The sequence below is a fragment of the Salegentibacter sp. T436 genome, assembly GCF_001932675.1.
Taxonomy (GTDB): Bacteria; Bacteroidota; Bacteroidia; order Flavobacteriales; family Flavobacteriaceae; genus Salegentibacter; species Salegentibacter agarivorans.
The window spans coordinates 799,287-816,557 of sequence record NZ_CP012872.1; the positions used below are offsets into that span (position 1 = coordinate 799,287).

15 protein-coding genes and 1 tRNA gene are annotated in these 17,271 nt (G+C 37.1%); 6 read left to right on the forward strand and 10 right to left on the reverse strand.

Features of this window, described 5'->3' with window-relative positions; all coding sequences use genetic code 11:
* Positions 1-7: 7 nt before the first annotated feature.
* From AO058_RS03455 to AO058_RS03495, 9 genes are all read right to left on the reverse strand, one after another.
* Positions 8-2,794, reverse strand: coding sequence for a carboxypeptidase-like regulatory domain-containing protein (locus AO058_RS03455; protein WP_075325251.1), 2,787 nt, complete (start codon positions 2,792-2,794; stop codon positions 8-10).
* Positions 2,795-2,799: 5 nt separating this feature from the next.
* Positions 2,800-3,576 carry a hypothetical protein gene (locus AO058_RS03460; RefSeq protein WP_075325252.1) on the reverse strand — a complete coding sequence of 259 codons (777 nt, stop codon included), beginning with the start codon at positions 3,574-3,576 and terminating at the stop codon, positions 2,800-2,802.
* An 86-nt stretch (positions 3,577-3,662) separates the two neighbouring features.
* The gene (locus AO058_RS03465) at positions 3,663-3,923 is read right to left on the reverse strand and encodes a hypothetical protein (RefSeq protein ID WP_143083648.1); all 261 of its coding nucleotides are present in this window, start codon (positions 3,921-3,923) and stop codon (positions 3,663-3,665) included.
* A 272-nt stretch (positions 3,924-4,195) separates the two neighbouring features.
* Positions 4,196-5,287 carry a Gfo/Idh/MocA family protein gene (locus tag AO058_RS03470; RefSeq protein WP_075325254.1) on the reverse strand — a complete coding sequence of 364 codons (1,092 nt, stop codon included), beginning with the start codon at positions 5,285-5,287 and terminating at the stop codon, positions 4,196-4,198.
* A gap of 40 nt (positions 5,288-5,327) precedes the next feature.
* Complete coding sequence (locus AO058_RS03475; protein WP_075325255.1) at positions 5,328-6,350, reverse strand: hypothetical protein; 1,023 nt, start codon at positions 6,348-6,350, stop codon at positions 5,328-5,330.
* Positions 6,351-6,414: 64 nt separating this feature from the next.
* Positions 6,415-7,077: a hypothetical protein gene (locus AO058_RS03480; RefSeq protein ID WP_075325256.1), complete on the reverse strand. Its 663-nt coding sequence runs from the start codon at positions 7,075-7,077 to the stop codon at positions 6,415-6,417.
* A 108-nt stretch (positions 7,078-7,185) separates the two neighbouring features.
* The gene (locus AO058_RS03485; RefSeq protein WP_075325257.1) at positions 7,186-8,199 is read right to left on the reverse strand and encodes an acyl-CoA dehydrogenase; all 1,014 of its coding nucleotides are present in this window, start codon (positions 8,197-8,199) and stop codon (positions 7,186-7,188) included.
* Complete coding sequence (pnuC, locus tag AO058_RS03490) at positions 8,168-8,773, reverse strand: nicotinamide riboside transporter PnuC (protein WP_075325258.1); 606 nt, start codon at positions 8,771-8,773, stop codon at positions 8,168-8,170. Before pnuC ends, AO058_RS03485 begins: the two co-directional genes overlap by 32 nt.
* Positions 8,774-9,032: 259 nt before the next feature.
* Positions 9,033-9,104, reverse strand: a tRNA-Arg gene (locus tag AO058_RS03495).
* Between the two features lie 120 nt (positions 9,105-9,224).
* Between AO058_RS03495 and AO058_RS03500 the strand changes: the two genes are divergently transcribed.
* Genes AO058_RS03500 through AO058_RS03515 form a run of 4 tightly spaced genes read left to right on the forward strand, consistent with a single transcriptional unit; the run spans position 9,225 to position 11,730 of the window.
* A complete protein-coding gene (locus tag AO058_RS03500; RefSeq protein WP_075325259.1) occupies positions 9,225-9,524 on the forward strand; it encodes a hypothetical protein in 300 nt (99 codons plus the stop codon).
* Positions 9,525-9,576: 52 nt separating this feature from the next.
* The gene (locus AO058_RS03505; RefSeq protein ID WP_075325260.1) at positions 9,577-10,272 is read left to right on the forward strand and encodes a DUF2490 domain-containing protein; all 696 of its coding nucleotides are present in this window, start codon (positions 9,577-9,579) and stop codon (positions 10,270-10,272) included.
* Between the two features lie 50 nt (positions 10,273-10,322).
* A complete protein-coding gene (locus AO058_RS03510; RefSeq protein ID WP_093304627.1) occupies positions 10,323-11,312 on the forward strand; it encodes a DUF1028 domain-containing protein in 990 nt (329 codons plus the stop codon).
* Positions 11,313-11,355: 43 nt separating this feature from the next.
* Positions 11,356-11,730: a hypothetical protein gene (locus AO058_RS03515; RefSeq protein WP_075325262.1), complete on the forward strand. Its 375-nt coding sequence runs from the start codon at positions 11,356-11,358 to the stop codon at positions 11,728-11,730.
* 218 nt (positions 11,731-11,948) lie between these two features.
* On the opposite strand, the gene AO058_RS03520 is transcribed toward AO058_RS03515, so the two are convergent.
* Positions 11,949-13,499, reverse strand: a complete 1,551-nt coding sequence (locus AO058_RS03520) for a M20/M25/M40 family metallo-hydrolase (protein ID WP_075325263.1) — start codon at positions 13,497-13,499, stop codon at positions 11,949-11,951.
* Positions 13,500-13,641: 142 nt separating this feature from the next.
* Here AO058_RS03520 and AO058_RS03525 point away from each other — a divergent pair, with 142 nt between their 5' ends.
* The gene (locus AO058_RS03525) at positions 13,642-16,035 is read left to right on the forward strand and encodes a S9 family peptidase (protein ID WP_075325264.1); all 2,394 of its coding nucleotides are present in this window, start codon (positions 13,642-13,644) and stop codon (positions 16,033-16,035) included.
* The gene (locus AO058_RS03530) at positions 16,035-17,261 is read left to right on the forward strand and encodes a cysteine desulfurase-like protein (RefSeq protein ID WP_075325265.1); all 1,227 of its coding nucleotides are present in this window, start codon (positions 16,035-16,037) and stop codon (positions 17,259-17,261) included. The genes AO058_RS03525 and AO058_RS03530 overlap by 1 nt, the downstream gene beginning before the upstream one ends.
* Positions 17,262-17,271 lie beyond the last annotated feature (10 nt).

Here is a 17,271-nt window from a genome sequence, read left to right on the forward strand (position 1 = left end):
TTTTAAATTAAAACCTGAAATTATACGTAATCGTAGGAATTGGTATTGAAAAAATAGAACTCTGATATGCCTGAATATCACCATCATCGGTTACAAAAAATACCGAATACGGATTGTTCCTCCCCAACACGTTATACACTGAAATATTCCAGAAGCTATGCGCAAATTTTTCAATCTTGTGATTCCCCTCAACATTAAAACTAAGATCTAACCTGTAATAATCGGGAATTCTAAATTGGTTCCTATCGCTGTAAACCGGCAATTGACCGGTTCCCGGATTAAATTTACCCACCGGTATGGTAACTGGCCTTCCGGTTTGATAAACAAAGTTAGCTGAAAAACTAAACCTTTTAGTCAATTTATAATTAGCTACAAGGCTAACATCGTGAGGTTTATCAAAATTTGCCGGAAAAAAATCTCCATTATTTACCCTTTGTTCCCTAAACTCGCCATCTAACCTAAGCAAAGACCTGGAATAAGTGTATCCTAGCCAACCATTAAGCCTTCCCTCAGATTTTTTTAGTAGAAACTCTACTCCGTATGCTTTTCCATCACCCTGTAATACTTCGGTTTCAACGTTTTCATTTAAAAATAACTGGGCTCCTACTTTATAATCTAAAATATTGTCTGATTCTTTATAATAGCCTTCAACGCTAAACTCGTACATATTTTCCTTGAAATTCTTATATAATCCCAGAGAATATTGTTTTGCCTGTTGTGGCTTAATATTAAGATCGGTTAGCTTATAAGTATCAGTGGGTGAAATAGTGGTGTTATTGGAAAGTGTATGAATATATTGATAGGTATTATTATAACTTATTTTAGCGGAAAAATCGGGCAAAAAAGCATACCTGGCGGATAGCCTGAACTCTGGCCTGGCATAGGTTTCAATTACTTCACCATTTCCTACTTCCCGTGTACCTGCCATAGTAGATTCGTTCCTCGGTAAGCCCTCTTCGTAGGTATTTTGAGATTTGGGTCCCAAGGCTGCGTACAAGGAATATCTTAATCCTGCACTTATCAGCAACTCATCGTTCACCTTGAAATTATCGGAAATAAAAATTGCACTCTCCAGTCCCTGCTCCCTGTCAATTTGTAAAGGCTCAACTATAGATTCACTACCTAGGGGAGAAATTTCCCCCGGATCTACAAGATAAAGTTTGCTACTTAAACCATATTCAAAATTGTGGGCAGCACTATGCCGGTAAGTCATCTTTATTTTCGCTTCGGTTTCATTAATATTATACCCGGAAGTGAAATTATTATTAAACTCACTTTCATAATCTATATCAAACTGGTAACCGCTATTAGACAGTACCACTTCCATCTCATTGCGCTCGTTAAATTTATGATTAAAATTTGCCGAAAAAATCAGATTACTGTACCTGAACAACGAATCTGAAGTAATACTAAAAACATCGCGGCTGTAATATCCCGTAGTTCTTAAATTAGTCTTTTCATTAAACTTATGATTATATTTCGCGATAAGATCATAAAACGAAGCGCTGCTGTTAGAAAGAGATTCTTCGTCCAGGTTTCTCAAGATCCAATCGGAATAAGTGCTTCTTCCGCCCAGTATCAAGCCAGATTTATCTTTTACAATAGGAATTTCTAAAGCAACATTACTGGTTACGGGACCCACTGAAACTTCGCCAGCGAATTTTTCAGTATTAGCGTCTTTACTTTTAATATCAAATACTGATGATAGCCTACCGCCGTATTCGGCAGGAATATTTCCTTTATAAATATCTACCTCGCCCGTTGTAAAAGGGTTTATCCCGGAGAAAATTCCGAAGAAATGGGCAGGGTTATAAATTACCGCATCATCAAGTAAAATAAGGTTTTGATCGGTTTTTCCACCCCTAACATTATAACCGGCAGCACCTTCCCCTGCGGTTGTTATTCCCGGTAAAGTAGTGGCAACCTTTAAAATATCCCTTTCGCCAAGTACCAGGGGTATATTTTTAATTTGACTTACGTCTATACTTTCTACTCCGGCAATAACGCTCCTCACATTCCGATCGGCTTCAGAGTCTACCAAAACTTCTCCTAACTGCTCAAAACTTTCTTCCAGGCTAAGGTTTAGTTGACCATCATTATAAATCACAATCCGTTTTTTAAGATCCAAATTTCCCAGGGAGATAGTTTCAATAATACTGGCGCCTGCAGGAAGTTCCAGTTCATAATAACCTTCCTCATTGGTAACCGAACCCTGATTTCCATTTGCGGTTACCACCGATAAATTTGAAATAGGTAACCCGGTTTCAGTATGAGTAACAATTCCTGAAAGCATAAATCGATTTCTAGGGTTTGATTTTTCTTCCTTCCCTATGTAAATTGTTTCAATTTCTTCTGCTGCAACAGTTCCTGATTCCCGGTAAAAAACAGGTTTATAATTTCTTTCTTCAGAATCTTCACTCACCGCCCCGGGTTTATCCCTGGCTATAGTATCTGTGTCTTTTTCAGGATAAAAACTAGTGGGCAACTCATCATAAATCACATTATTCCTCGTAATAATTATTTGATCGTTGAGGATAAAGAAATTGAGGTTAGTAGCATTAAAAATTTCAGTAAGTACGGTTTCTAAATCTTCCTTGGTATACGACCCGGAAATTAAATTATCATCTAACCATTCGTCGGAATAAAAAAACTTGTATCCGGTGCGGTCTTCAATGATCATCATAACTTCTTCTACCGGTGAATCTTCAAAACTTAGATCTATTCGTGGGGCTTCCTGGGCCGAAAGCTTTAAAACACTACAGAGAAAGAATAGAAAAATTAGAAATATTCTCATTCGAATTAAGAGTTATTCGATTTATAGGATTCAGAAATCTCGCTAAACAATCGCAGCATAAAGCTATCGGGATCACTTTCTTTTAAAGCCCGATTAGAGCTAAAAAAACTTTCGATCTTCTCCTTATGTTCTGGAAAGACATTTATCCACTCCGATTGAGACTCTAATTGGAAATATTTTTCTGAAATAGCGACGGCATACTGCGCCGGCTCGGGTTCAAATTCAAAATAAGTAAAATCTGAAGTGAGGATTTTCTTTAATTTCTTTCGATGATTTTTTAGCAGTTTCAGAGAAGCAGATTCACTAATTATTTCAAAAAATCCCTGAATTTTGTTATTTTTTTTCGGCGATATACTTATAAAATTTCGCCCACCAATCCTGAACCTATTAATCCTATTTTTAAATAACTGGTAAGTTACATCTCCGTTTTCCTTTTTAACTCTTACAACAAGTAAATCTTCAAAAATATTATATTTTAAGTCGAGGTCGTAATAAGTTTCCCCGCTATAAACCACGTCTCCATTCAAAAACCCAGAGGTTTGAAAAAATTTATGTTTATTGTTTATGGTGGCGTGCTGTTCTACATACTCCTTGCCGTATAATAAATTGGTGTTTTCAATATTTACGAGCTCATCAAAATTTTTAAATTCTTCCCTGTATTCCTGCGAAAAAACGCTGAAATTAGTACTAAGTAGTACTATAGAAAATAGAAGTATAAAATATTGCCGCATATAGAGATTGGTTAAGTAAACCGGAAGGGCGGTTTTTAATAAAATACTCAAGGAAAATGCAGCTAAATATAAGATCCTTATTTAATTCTTTATAACTTAAGAATGAATTTAACACATTCAATTAAAAATACTTAAACCTAAGAGGCCAACATCCTAAAAAGTTCTTCGTCTATTTTGGAATTTTCATTGCGGTGAAATTTATTGAGCAAATTAGTAATTAATTCACCTATAGCATCCTGGCGTGCTTCAGATTTGTTCATAAATTGAATTTTTCCCCAGCCTCGAATATCACAAACCATCATTCCTTTTGCATCCCATATTGTTTGTTGCCTGCTATCGTACCTAACCGGAAATTTTAAAGTTTCCAAAGCTAAATTGTTCTTTTCGCTTAAATCCATAACTTGATTTTTTACTTTTATTTTAAGCAAAATTAGATGTAAACATTTTTGGAAAGGTTATTTAAAAATTAAGGCTTTATCCCTGATTTTTAAATGAATGTTAAGCCGAGAAACAAATCTATGGGATTAATACAAGCTTAGTATTTACTTGAACTTGATTTAACCTGAATAGGCCTTATCTGATTTAATTTTGAAGTGTATAATTGGAGTAATAAGGGGGCAATTCTGAAATGAAAGTCAATCCCCCTTTTTTTATACAAAAATTTTAAAAATCAACCTTCTTGAAAATATATTGTTTCTCCTATCCTTGCCGATTCTTTGGCCTTCTCTAAAATTTCTACTACGGTAACATTTAACGGAAGACTGTACAATCCAAAATCATTTATTTCTATGTCTTTATTTACAACGGCCGCCAGGTAAGAAAATGGATCGTTGTGAGGCGACTGCCTTGGATCTAACTTGATGGTTTGTTCTCTTTCACTTTCCACACCACGTATTTTAATGGTGGTAGCATCGCTGGCTATTGCGTAAGCTTGGGTACCATAGACTTCCATATCCTTTCGGGAAAAAGTCCAATCCCATGAAGCCTGGATCACACATTGTGCTTCTTCATATTGAAGAATAATAGTAGCTTCGTCTTCTACTTCTTTATAAATTTCGGGTTTATTTTGATTAGTTACTGCGGTAACTGAAAGTGGCTTTTCACCCTTCATTAGCCAGGTCATTAAATTAGCCCCATAGCAACCAAAATCCATTAAGGCACCGCCTCCATTTTTCTCGGGATCAATAAGTATTTCCAGGAATTCTTTACTCACACCAATTTCCTTAGGGCCCTGATGGCCAGAATTAACCATTACTTTTCTAATATCACCAAGTTCGCCCTTCTCAACTAAATCTTTTATATACTGATTACTTGCATACCAGGAAGTTTCATAATTAGTAAGCACGTGAATTTCATGTTGGTTGGCCAGCTTTTCAATTTCTTTAGCGTCCTGGACAGTTGTTGCAAGTGGCTTTTCCACCATTACGTGAATTTTTCTTGGTGCACAGGCCCTCACAACCTTAATATGTTCTTCGGTAGCCCCAAATGCTGAAACCGCATCAGGTTTTACCTTATCCAGCATTTTTTCAAAATCAGTGTAAAAGAGATTTTTATCCAGGTTATAGTTGTCTGAATATTTTTTAATGAGTTCATTATTGGTTTCATAAATACCAACAATTTCTATATCGTTTTTTCCCTCCCGGTTAAAAATCCAATCTACATGACCATGAGTTAAGCCCGCCACCGCTACCTTTATTTTTTCTTGGGAAAAACTTTGAGTAATAATAAGGCTGAATAGAAATAAAGTACAGGCTTTTTTCATAATATTCGATTACAATTGTTCGGGAAAAATAATAGAATTTTTACTGAACTTTCACATAATCTATAATTATAACAGAAGTGTCAAAATCCCCGGCTCCTATTAATTCCAGGACACTTAATTCATTTTCCTGGTGATTATATTGAAGTAGCTGATTTTTATTGTCCTTGTAAATTAGTTCAGCAAATTCTTTAAATTCTTTGTTGTAAAAGCTCTTTCGGGCAATGTGACGGCCAGAGAACCTTCCTACCTCCGGCAGTGCTTCAAATTCATTATTAGTAAGATTCAATTTATAGGCTTTCATTTCACCCATCAAAGAACTACCTCTAACCGGCATTAAACCAAAAAGAAAATTATCCTTTCCATTGTTGGCGAGGTTTCCCATAAAAAGTTCGGTGTCAGAAATTTCAAGAGGCTCAAGCGTTTTGGTAGACAAATCAATTTCCAGAAGTTCAGCATCTTCCAACTCCCCGGTAGTAGAGCTTAGTGCATACAATTTATTACCAAGCAGACTTGTTGAAAGCGTAATATTATGATCAAAAGAAATCCCCTCATAACTAAGGGCCATAGTTTCAGGATCTATTCTCACTACACGGCTGGTATTATTGTTATTATACTCCATCTCATCTTTTACAATTCCTACCAGATTGCCTTGCGCAGCATCCCAATCTAAACTATTTAAGCCGGCATTTTCACCATATATTTCTACCGGAAAATCAAGTGCAAAAACTTCTACAGATCTGGTTTCCTTATCCATCACCAATACCCGACCGTGAAAGGGATCAAAAAGATGTTCGTAAATAAAGATTTTCTCTGCTGAAGCCGTTACCGTACTGGGAATCATATTTAGATTACCCCGCATTGCTGAAATTGAACCCACAGCCGTAACTTCTCCCGTTTTATTTCCAATTTCATATAAATTCCCGTTAGCACGAAGAGCCAGATAATTGAAAGTGTCTTCAATTTCTGTCTCAGGATTTTCTGAACTTTCAGGATTATTATTATCGGTAGAACAGGAAACAAGCAATAAAATTACCGCAAGAAACTGCAGGAAAGTTTTTTTCATAATTAGATTTTAGAGAGATAAAAATAGATAAAATTTCTATCCCTCTGTAGCAATCTTATTCAGTTTATTTTTCTGAATTTTCTTCTATTTCTTTCTCCCATTCTGAAGCAATTATCTCATCTTTTTTAATAAGATTTCCAGAAGTTGTGATTTTATAATGCTCGTTGTCTGAAACCTCTAAATCCCAGATAATATTTTCTGCTTCCGGAAATTCGCCATTACCATTCATTTGTTCTTCAAACAATCTTTTCACAATATTCCTGTCAGAAAGTCCATCATTCAATAATCTTAGTATTGTAGCTTTATCCATTTTTGCAGAGGCGTCTGGGGAAGTAATGGAGCAATGAATAATAGTAGCGCTAGAACTGGGGAATTTGCCGTTGTAAGCTTTAAAAAGTAGTTGATTAACATGGAATAACCTGGATTGTAATTCCATTTCAGGATATTCTTCACAAACCGTATCTATCAACATATCATTGGAGATTTGCTCAATTTGGCCTTCAGATAATTCCTCGCCCAGCTTGTAATCTAAAACCAATTTTGCCGCTTCCACGGGTTCAAAATCGGAAATAGCCATAAATAGCAATTCCCTTAAAGTTTCAGGATCAGACTCTTCTGCCTCTGGATAATCAAATCTTTTTAGCAATTCTATATAATCTTCTTTCGTCCAATATTCCTTAATTTCATCAAGTGTTTGAACTTTCTCTATGTTTATTTTATATTTCATCTTAAGTATTTAGTCGGTTTTTAAATAAATTACCGCATTGATCATGATAATCATTTTTCACCACTAAATAGATGAATTCACTTTAAATCTTATTTCTTTTTAGAAGCGCTATTTTTTGAAAATATGATGTTGGGTTGCGGTAAAATAATCGCAAAAAACCTGGTTTAAAGAATGACCGTTTCTACTGGCTTTTACGCCTAAAAAAGGATAGATTTCAATAATATTTTTTGAAAGGTTTTTTACTGAATTGGAGGCCGAAGAATGAATTTCTTCTGAATAGGAATCTAAAATTTTATTTCCGGCTGCAATCTCATTTTCAATAGTTTTAGAATATGCTGAAATTTCATCTTGAGAAACAGCAGTACATTTTTCTAAGTTTTCCAGAATACTTTTAGAAGTAAAACTGCGTGCTTCTTCCAGGAAATGCTGGGCCATCCCCAAATAATTAACCCAAAGTGTTAAATCGGCAAATACTGAAAAAGGAATTTTAAAAATATCCTGCGGCTGGTAAAATTCATTGTAAATAAAACTAAAGCGTTTAGGAACAAAAACGTTTTTTACTTCAAAAGAATGCGTAACCGAAGCTTTTAAACCCATCGTGTTCCAATCTTCAACAATTTTCACATCATTTTTAGGTGAAATAAACGAGCGTATTTTGGGTGAGCCATCCTCATTTAATAAGGCTTTACCATTTTCGTAAATTTCAGCATTAAGTGTAAAGTGGGTTAAATAATTTGCGCCTGTCGCATAACGCCAGGTTCCGGAAATTTTATAATCATCACCAATTTTTTCAGCTGTTCCAAAAAAGCCACCACTACCTCCTAAAATAGTAGGATTTGGAGTTTTAAAAATCTGTGCTGCAGTTTCAGGTTCCAGGTTTCCTATAAAATAATTAGCGCCACTGCATAGAGTTACCGTCCAACCAAGACTACCGTCAATTCGGGCCAGTTCCTGCAGTTTTAAAAGCCCTTCAGTAAGCGTAAATTCCAGTCCGCCATATTTCTTAGGCACCCAAATATTCCAGAGATTTTCTCCGGAAATCCAGGTTAAAACTTCTTCAGGAAATATATCTGCACCCAAACATAGCTCTCTAAGCACTTGCTGCCTGTTGTCTTTTTTCATTTTTTATAATTTTTCGCCATTTAAAATACCCCGAAGTTCCTACAATAAACAGGAAAATGGTTAAGCCGGCATATATGTATAATTCTTTATAAATAAGTAAAGGAATAGCAATGCTATTGCTGATATTAAGGAAAATCCAGTTCTCCATTTTTCTTTTAGCCATAAGCCACATTCCCGCCCAGGCAAAACCGCTAACCGCTGCATCCCAAAATTGAACATCAGAATCTGTATGGAAGCGAAGCCAATAACTCATTATTGTAAAACAGGTCAATACAATTCCCAGGGCTTTTAAATGTTCAGATTTAGTGGAATAAGAAATGGGGGTTTCTTCTTCTTTTTTTCCGTATCTCCAGTAAAACCAACCATAAATACTCATTACGAGATAGTAAAGGTTTAGAATTATATCGGCATAAAGTTTAGACCGGTACATTACAAACAGACTAATAAGAATGGAGACAATCCCGAATAAGTAATTATGAATATTGTTTTTTCGTGCCAATAACACCTGCACCACTCCAAAAGTGGTTCCCAGGGCTTGTAGCCAGGTAAGTTGTGTAAAGAAATCCTCTATCATTGTTCTAAATTATCAATGAAATGAGGTGATGAAATAGCTAAAAATTGCAGTAATGCAACCTATGCTTAGAAAATCCCTACGCCGGCATTATCCGGATCAGGTTTGGAGTCAATAACCTCGGGGCAAGCCCCAAAAGGCATTTTTGGAAATATATCTTATTCGAGAAAAAACATTTTAAATGTTTTAATCTCGATTATCGAGTAAAACTCCTGGGTATCATCTCAGCCTACTTTATAGCAAGCACCCCATTTCAATAAAGTAGCCTCACCAGGAATCGAACCTGGATCTAAAGTTTAGGAAACTCTTATTCTATCCGTTGAACTATGAGGCCTTGTAAGCGGGACAAAAATAATAATGTTTTCAGAAATTCATCATATTATAATTTAAAACTTCAGCTGGTTATTTTGCTTTTATTAATTTTAATCAAACTTATATTTTAAACCCAATCTTTATGAAAGCTATTATTTTAAGCATGGTTACAGGGCTCATTTTTTTAAGTACAAATTGTGACAGGCAAAATTCTGAAGAACATATGCAACTTACAGGAACTATAGAAAGCCAGGGTATAACTTCCTACCAATATGGCACTCATACTTTAAATACTGAAGATGAATTTTATGCACTTAAGAGTGACAAAGTAAGTTTGGATGAATATATAGGGAAAGAAGTTACAATTTCAGGATCAAAAATTGAAGGTTACCCCGTAGATGGAGGGCCAGATTATATTCTCGTTACCCAGGTGAAAGAATAGTAAAGACCTGTTTTTTTCCAGGCGGAATGTTATATTTGCGGAAAAAGCAAAAATGAAAAAATCACTCCTTTCCGCAGTTCTTTTTAGTTTATTCATTTCTTTTTCTGTCAATGCCCAAGTTGATGAAGAAAAAACCGGCGCCTGGTATATGTATTTTTGGAATACAAATTTTGGTGAAAGTGAATGGGGCCTTCAGGGAGATATTCAATATAGAAACTGGGATCTTGGCGGTGATTTAGAACAATTGCTTATTCGTGGCGGACTCACCTATTCTCCAAAAAATGCCGATATAAAACTCACCCTGGGATATGGAAATATTACCTCCGGTGAGTTTGGTGAGGCTAACGAAACTTCGGGCGAAAACAGGATTTACCAGGAAGCTTTACTTCCGCATAAGTTGAGCAATAGATTTTACCTCACGCACCGCTTTAGATACGAACAGCGTTGGGTAGAAAATCAGGATTTTAGAACGCGTTACCGCTATAATTTGTTTTTAAATGTGCCTTTAAATCAGCCAAACCTTAATAAAAATGCTGTTTATCTTGCCTTATATAACGAGATCTTCATTAATGGCGAACGCGAAATTGGTGATGGTAGAAGTGTTGAATTATTTGACCGTAACCGGTTCTATTCTGCCCTGGGTTATGCCCTAAAAGACAATCTCAAACTCCAGGCCGGGTATATGACACAAACTACTAATACGGTTAGCAAAGGACAAATTCAGCTTAGCCTGCATCATACTTTTTAAGCTATTCAGCAGAGTTTCGTTATCTTAGCTTCTAATCAGAAACCTGAATTATGAAGCAATTTTTACTTTTTTTCGCTTTAATATTTATTTCAACCTTAAATACCAAAGCCCAAACTTCTGAAATTAGCGGAGACGCTTTCGCGCACACGTATTCTATTGTGGCTCGCGATGCAAAAACCGGGGAAATGGCCGTGGGCGTTCAAAGTCACTGGTTTTCGGTGGGTCCATTGGTAGCCTGGGGGAAATCTGGGGTTGGAGTGGTTGCTACTCAATCTTTTGTAAATCCCGCATTTGGTCCCCAGGGGCTCAAACTTTTAGATGAAGGTTATACGCCTGAAGAAGCCGTAGAAAGTCTTATAAATAATGATGAAGGTCGCGATTTTAGACAGCTTGCCATTTTAGGAAAATCTGGCGCTAATGCTGCATATACCGGGGAAAAATGTGTAGCTGAAGCCGAACATCTTAATGGAGATAATTTTTCGGTCCAGGCTAATATGATGCTGAATGATAAAGTTGTTCCCGCAATGGCAGAAGCTTTCGTTGAAAATGCAAACTTACCTTTGGCTGAAAGAGTTGTTGCGGTTTTAAAAGCCGCCCAGCATGCTGGCGGAGACATACGCGGAAAACAATCGGCGGCCTTATTTGTGGTGGGGCCAGATAAGGTGGACGAAGTTTGGAAAGACAAAAAAATAGATCTTAGGGTAGACGATCACGAAAATCCTATTGAAGAATTAGAACGTTTGCTTAAAACCGCAAGAGCCTACGAATTTATGAACCGCGGCGATCTTGCCATGGAAGAAGGAAATGTAGAAAAAGCTTTAGAAGAATACGGCACCGCAGAAAGTATGTTTCCCAACAACCTGGAAATGCGTTTTTGGAAAGCGGTGGCTCTTGCTAACAGCGATCGTTTACAAGAAGCGAAACAAATTTTTGATAGGATTTTTGATGAAGACGAAAACTGGAGAATAATGCTAAAGCGTTTGCCCAAAGCCGGCCTAATAAACGTTAGCAAAGAGGAAATGAAGATGCTTACTAAGTAATCTTCACAGATTTAGTATCTTTATAACTTAAAATAATGCTGTTATGAAAATTACTTTTAATAAAGTTATGCTTGGACTTGCGGTTGTATCACTTACCGCATTTACTTCTTGTAAAGACGCAGAAGAAAAAACTGCTGAAGAAACCCAAACTGCTCCAAATACCCAAATGAGTGGAAACACATCTGGAAATGCAGAAACCCCAAATGTAAACCCCCCTCATGGTGAACCCGGGCACCGCTGTGATATGCCGGTTGGCGCTTCTTTAAGCGGAGCAAGTAACAACACCAATGCAGGTTCAGGATCTGAAATGACTACTTCACCAATTAGGTTGAAGGATTCAAAACCTTCTAAAAACCCTCCACACGGTGAGCCCTATCACGATTGCTCCATTCCTGTAGGAGCTGATCTTCAAAGTTAATTTTGAGGTTTTATAAATTCTGAAATAAAAAAATAAAACGTCATTACGAACGGAGTGAAGTAATCTGCTATTAATATACAGACTGCTCGTCTTTCGTAATGACGTTTTTAAATTCGTCATCCTGAACTTTTTTCAGGATTTAAAACAAGTTAGAAGCTGAAACAAGTTCAGTTTGACGAAAAGAGAAAAAATCAAACAAGCTTTTTAATAGTTAGCCCTTAATCCAATCCTCCTTTTCGCTCTCCATCTCTTGGCTCAGGCCAGGTCATTTGCTCACCCGATCTTCTGTTTATTGGCAATACTGCTTTTTCCCTGGAGGTAGTTTCTGGATCTTCACTCGCCATATAGGTCATAATAGCGGTTAAGATCACGTTGCTTCTCACATCATCAAAAACAATTTTATCATAAGTATCTAAGTTGGTATGCCAGGTATAATCCCAGTAAGACCAGTTTAAGGAGTTTAGCATAAATGCAGGCGCACCGGCTGCTACAAAAGAAGCGTGATCTGTTCCTCCGCTGGATGGAGTTCCCGGGAATGAAGTTTCAATTTCTCCCTTAATTTCCTGCGGAACCGGCTCCAGCCATCTTCCTATATAATCGTAGGCGTGTAGAAAACCCTGTCCGTTAATATTCTTAACCCTTCCAGTTCCATTATCCTGGTTGAATAAGGCTTGTACATTAGCTACAATCTCCGGATTATCTTTTACAAAAGCTCGAGAACCATTAAGTCCCTGTTCTTCACTTCCCCAATGTCCCGCAATAATTGTTCGCTTCGGGTTTGGATAAAGTTTTTTAAGAATTCTCATTGTTTCCATCATTACAATAGTTCCCGTACCGTTATCTGTAGCACCGGTTCCACCATCCCAGGAATCAAAATGTGCTGAAAGAACAACATATTCTTCAGGTTTTTCGCTGCCTTCAATTCTTGCAATAGTATTAAACGTAGGTACTTCTCCAAGATCTTTAGATTGAGCAACCACTTTTATTTTGGGAGTATTATTATTTTCAGCTAAACGATAAAGCAAGCCGTAATCTTCTAGGTTAAGGTCTAAAGTTGGAATTTTATTGGTATAAGCTCCAAATACTTTATTTGCTCCAAACCCGTGAGACCAGTTAGAAGTTATAATTCCGGCAGCTCCTGCGTTTTCAAGTGCTTTAGGTAATTCTCTGTAACCATACCCGGTTTTGCTAATTCGGTCTCTCCAAATTGAATCGGCTTCTTTTATACTTCCCTGCATTTTTTTCCATGACTTTTCAGTAGCCCATTCTTCCCAGTTGTATGGAGGTCTACCGGTAGGTTCATTAACCGAGATCATCACAAATTTTCCTTTAACCGAAGAAAGCATATTGGCAAATGCAGTAGAATCTGAAGCTTCTGGCAATAGCACAACCTCAGCGGTTACCCCTTTTTTTCCGGTTGAAGGGCTCCAGGCAAGTTGCCTACCTTGCAGCGTTCTTAATCTTGGCTCTACAAGGTCAATATGGGTAATGCCACGCTCCCAGCCACGCCAGGTGCCATATTCTTCGTTTTCAGCTGAAATTCCCCAGCTATCATATTTTTTTACTGCCCAGTCGTGAGCATTTTTCATCTGTGGTGTCCCTACTAAACGTGGTCCTACCACATCCACAAGTTCGTGGACAAGTTCTTCTAATTTTGAATTTTCATTGGCCTCGGTTACAATTTTGTTAACCATCTCTTCCTGTGCCTGTACCTGCAATGCCCCGGCTACAAGGAATAAACTAAAAAGTGTGCGGAAATTTTTCTTCATCCTGAATTATTAAATTTAAATTTTAAGCGTAAATATATTAATTAAATCCGGGTGGGCATTTCCTACAGATTCTTTACAAATATTATCTATTTAACTATATTGGCAGTGTTTTTAAAAAATAAACCCACAACTCCTTAAATCAATGAAAAAAACGCTACAAAACCCCTTCAATTTTAAATTTCAGTTTCTCTTTTTAATATTTTTAGGTTTAAGTTTTTCCGGAATTTCCCAAACTATCGAACTTTCTGTAGAAAAAATTATGCAAGATCCTAATTGGATGGGTACTTTCCCGTCAAACGTAAAATGGAGTGCCGATAGCGAAACCATCTATTTTGATTATAATCCTGAGAAAAATGTAAAGGATTCGCTTTATAAAATAGAGTTGAACAATACTTCTAAAATCAGTAAAGTGAGTTTGGAAGAAGAGCGAGGAATAATTCCATCCTACGGCGATTTCAATAAAAACCGGAGTAAAAAGATTTTCAGCAAGGATGGTAACCTCGTTATTTACGATGTAAAATCTAGCGAAACTACTCAATTATTAGACCTATCGGAAGCTATTAGCAATGCTGAATTCCTCGCAGACGAAAATAAAATTAGCTTCAACTCCGGTAACAATGCTTTTATATACGATAGAAAAGCGGGAAGTATTAAACAACTAACCAATATCACTGATGGTAAAGCTGAAGAGGAAAAAGAAGATAAAACTTCAGAAAAAGATGCCTGGGTACGGGATGAAAACCTGGAACTCCTGGAAGTTGTAAATCAGCGTAAAACTGAAAAAGAAAGTAGGGAAACCTACCGTGAAGCTACGGCTGAAAAAGAGGACTATACCTTTTACTTAGAAGATCGCGATCTTAGTAATTTACAGGTTTCACCAAATGCGAAATTTGCAACTTTCAAACTTATTACCCGGGAGCGAAATGGAAGCACCGATGTACCAAATTATGTAGATGAATCTGGCTATACCGCTAACCTACCTGCCAGAAGTAAAGTTGGTGAAGATAAAACCAGTATTGAACTGGCGATTTACAATTTTGAAAAGGATACTGTTTATACTTTAAAAACTGATAATTTACCAGGAATTACCGATTTGCCTGATTACGTAGAAGATTATCCCGATAAGGAATGGGAAGAAACCCACAGGGAGGTAGCACCCACAACGGTTTATTTTTCAGAAAATGGGGAACACGCGGTGGTCAATATACGTTCTAAAGACAATAAAGACCGGTGGATCGCTAAAATTGACCTGGAAACCGGCGAGCTAAACACTTTAGACCGCCAAAGAGATGAAGCCTGGATTGCCGGGCCGGGAATTGGCTACGCTTACTACGGCGGTGAAGAAATGGGTTGGTTACCCGACAATAAACATATCTATTTTCAAAGTGAAGAAACCGGGTATTCGCATTTGTATTTATTAGACGTGAATACCGGAAATAAAATAGCACTAACCGAAGGTGATTTTGAAGTTTTTGATCCTGAACTTTCAAACAATAAAAAACATTGGTTTTTAACAACCTCTGAAGTTGGACCCGGAGAACGTCACTTTTATAAAATGCCGGTGATGGGTGGTAAAATGGAAAAACTTACCCAAATGGAAGGGAATAACAATGTCTTCCTTTCTCCCGATGAAAAAAACATGGCCATTTTGCATTCCTACAGTAACAAGCCGTGGGAATTATATTTAAAGAAAACGAAAGCAAATGCTGAAGTCAAACAACTAACCGAAGGACAATCTGAAGCATTTAGCAGCTACGACTGGAGAGAACCCGAATTAATAGAATTTGAAGCCGAAGATGGCGCTATGGTTCCCGCCAGGTTATACAAACCCGAAGCAAATGTAAAGAATGACGCTGCGGTAGTCTTTGTGCACGGTGCAGGTTACCTGCAAAACGCTCACAAATGGTGGAGCAGTTATTTTAGAGAATATATGTTCCATAATTTATTAACCGATCTTGGTTACACCGTAATAGATATTGATTACCGCGGAAGTGCTGGTTATGGTCGTGACTGGCGTACAGGGATTTATCGCCACATGGGAGGAAAAGACCTTTCTGACCAGGTTGACGGGGTGGAATATTTAGTTGAAAATCATGGGATAAATCCTGAAAAAGTCGGGATTTATGGCGGAAGTTATGGCGGTTTTATCACGTTAATGGGAATGTTTACCGAACCTGAAACTTTTAAAGCCGGCGCTGCATTAAGATCGGTAACCGATTGGGCGCATTATAATCACGGCTATACTTCTAATATTTTAAATGAACCTGCGGCAGACCCAATCGCTTATAGAAGATCTTCACCCATTTATTTTGCTGAAGGTCTGGAAGGAGATTTATTGATCGCCCACGGAATGGTAGATGTAAATGTGCATTTTCAGGATGTGGTTAGGCTTTCACAACGTTTAATTGAATTAGGCAAGGAAGACTGGGAAATGGCAATTTATCCCGTAGAAGATCACGGTTTTGTTGAACCCAGCAGTTGGACCGATGAGTACCGTAGAATCCTTGAATTGTTCAATGAAAGCCTTTTAGACTAATGGATATTGAATTTGTAAGAAGTCAGTTTCCAGCTCTGGAAAAGGAATTTACTTTTATGGATAACGCTGGTGGCTCTCAAACCTTAAAAAAGGTTGCCGAGCGCATTAGCGGGTATTTACTCCATCATAACGTACAACTAGGAGCTTCCTATAAAGTTTCCCGGGAAGCTGGTGAAAAACTGAATTACGCCACTAAGCAAGTCAGCAGGTTTATAAATGCCGGCAAACCAGAAGAAGTGGTCATAGGGCCTTCTTCTTCTATGCTATTACGAATTTTAAGTATTTGTATTAGCAAACAATGGCAGGAAGGAGACGAGGTGATTGTTACCAATACAGATCACGAAGCCAATGTTTCTCCCTGGACAGATTTAAAGGAAAAAGGCATTAATATAAAGGTTTGGAAAGCCAATCCCGACAGTCTTGAACTGGAAATAAGCGATCTAAAAAAATTACTGAACAAGCGCACCAAACTGGTTGCCGTTACCCACGCTTCAAATATTTTAGGAAGTATAAATCCTATTAAAGAAATTGCAAAAACGGTACATAAAGCAGGAGCACTTATTTGTGTAGATGGAGTTGCCTATGCACCCCACCGACGGGTAGATGTTAGAAAATTGGATGTAGATTTTTATGTTTTTAGCTGGTATAAAACCTATGGGCCGCATTTAGCGGTGATGTATGGCAGGTATAATCAATTATACCAAATGGAAGGATTTAACCATTATTTTTTCACTAAAAAAGATGTGCCATATAAATTTCAGCCCGGAAATTTTAATTTTGAATTAACCTATAGTTTACTCGGAATTATCGAATATTTTGATCAATTATTTAAGCACGAATTTCCGAAGGAAAAGAAAACCGATTTTCAGGAAAAATTGGATAAAATTTTTGAGCTGATTGGCAGGCACGAAGAGCGAATAAGCAAACCTTTGATTTCTTATTTAAATGAACATCCAAAAATTAAAATAATTGGCCAGAATACTGCAGAAAGGGAAAAAAGAGTGCCTACCATTTCTTTTGTACATAATGAGCTCACGAGTGATCAAATAGTTGAAAAGGTTGATGATTTTAGAATAGGTATTAGATTTGGAGATTTTTATGCCAAAAAACTTATTGAAGATGCTGGTTTAAAAGAGAAAAATGGCGTGGTTAGAGTAAGTTTAGTGCATTACAACACCCTGGATGAAGTACAACGATTAATATGGACTTTAAAAAAGGTGATTTAGTAAATTTAGT

Coding starts and splice junctions, on each gene's coding strand:
- AO058_RS03480 (WP_075325256.1), bottom strand. CDS start 7,077: ATGAAATATAAAATAAACATAGAGAAAGTTCAAACACTTGATGAAATT.
- AO058_RS03515 (WP_075325262.1), top strand. CDS start 11,356: ATGAAAATTACTTTTAATAAAGTTATGCTTGGACTTGCGGTTGTATCA.
- AO058_RS03525 (WP_075325264.1), top strand. CDS start 13,642: ATGAAAAAAACGCTACAAAACCCCTTCAATTTTAAATTTCAGTTTCTC.
- AO058_RS03485 (WP_075325257.1), bottom strand. CDS start 8,199: ATGAAAAAAGACAACAGGCAGCAAGTGCTTAGAGAGCTATGTTTGGGT.
- AO058_RS03530 (WP_075325265.1), top strand. CDS start 16,035: ATGGATATTGAATTTGTAAGAAGTCAGTTTCCAGCTCTGGAAAAGGAA.
- AO058_RS03500 (WP_075325259.1), top strand. CDS start 9,225: ATGAAAGCTATTATTTTAAGCATGGTTACAGGGCTCATTTTTTTAAGT.
- AO058_RS03455 (WP_075325251.1), bottom strand. CDS start 2,794: ATGAGAATATTTCTAATTTTTCTATTCTTTCTCTGTAGTGTTTTAAAG.
- AO058_RS03470 (WP_075325254.1), bottom strand. CDS start 5,287: ATGAAAAAAGCCTGTACTTTATTTCTATTCAGCCTTATTATTACTCAA.
- pnuC (WP_075325258.1), bottom strand. CDS start 8,773: ATGATAGAGGATTTCTTTACACAACTTACCTGGCTACAAGCCCTGGGA.
- AO058_RS03465 (WP_143083648.1), bottom strand. CDS start 3,923: ATGGATTTAAGCGAAAAGAACAATTTAGCTTTGGAAACTTTAAAATTT.
- AO058_RS03520 (WP_075325263.1), bottom strand. CDS start 13,499: ATGAAGAAAAATTTCCGCACACTTTTTAGTTTATTCCTTGTAGCCGGG.
- AO058_RS03475 (WP_075325255.1), bottom strand. CDS start 6,350: ATGAAAAAAACTTTCCTGCAGTTTCTTGCGGTAATTTTATTGCTTGTT.
- AO058_RS03505 (WP_075325260.1), top strand. CDS start 9,577: ATGAAAAAATCACTCCTTTCCGCAGTTCTTTTTAGTTTATTCATTTCT.
- AO058_RS03510 (WP_093304627.1), top strand. CDS start 10,323: ATGAAGCAATTTTTACTTTTTTTCGCTTTAATATTTATTTCAACCTTA.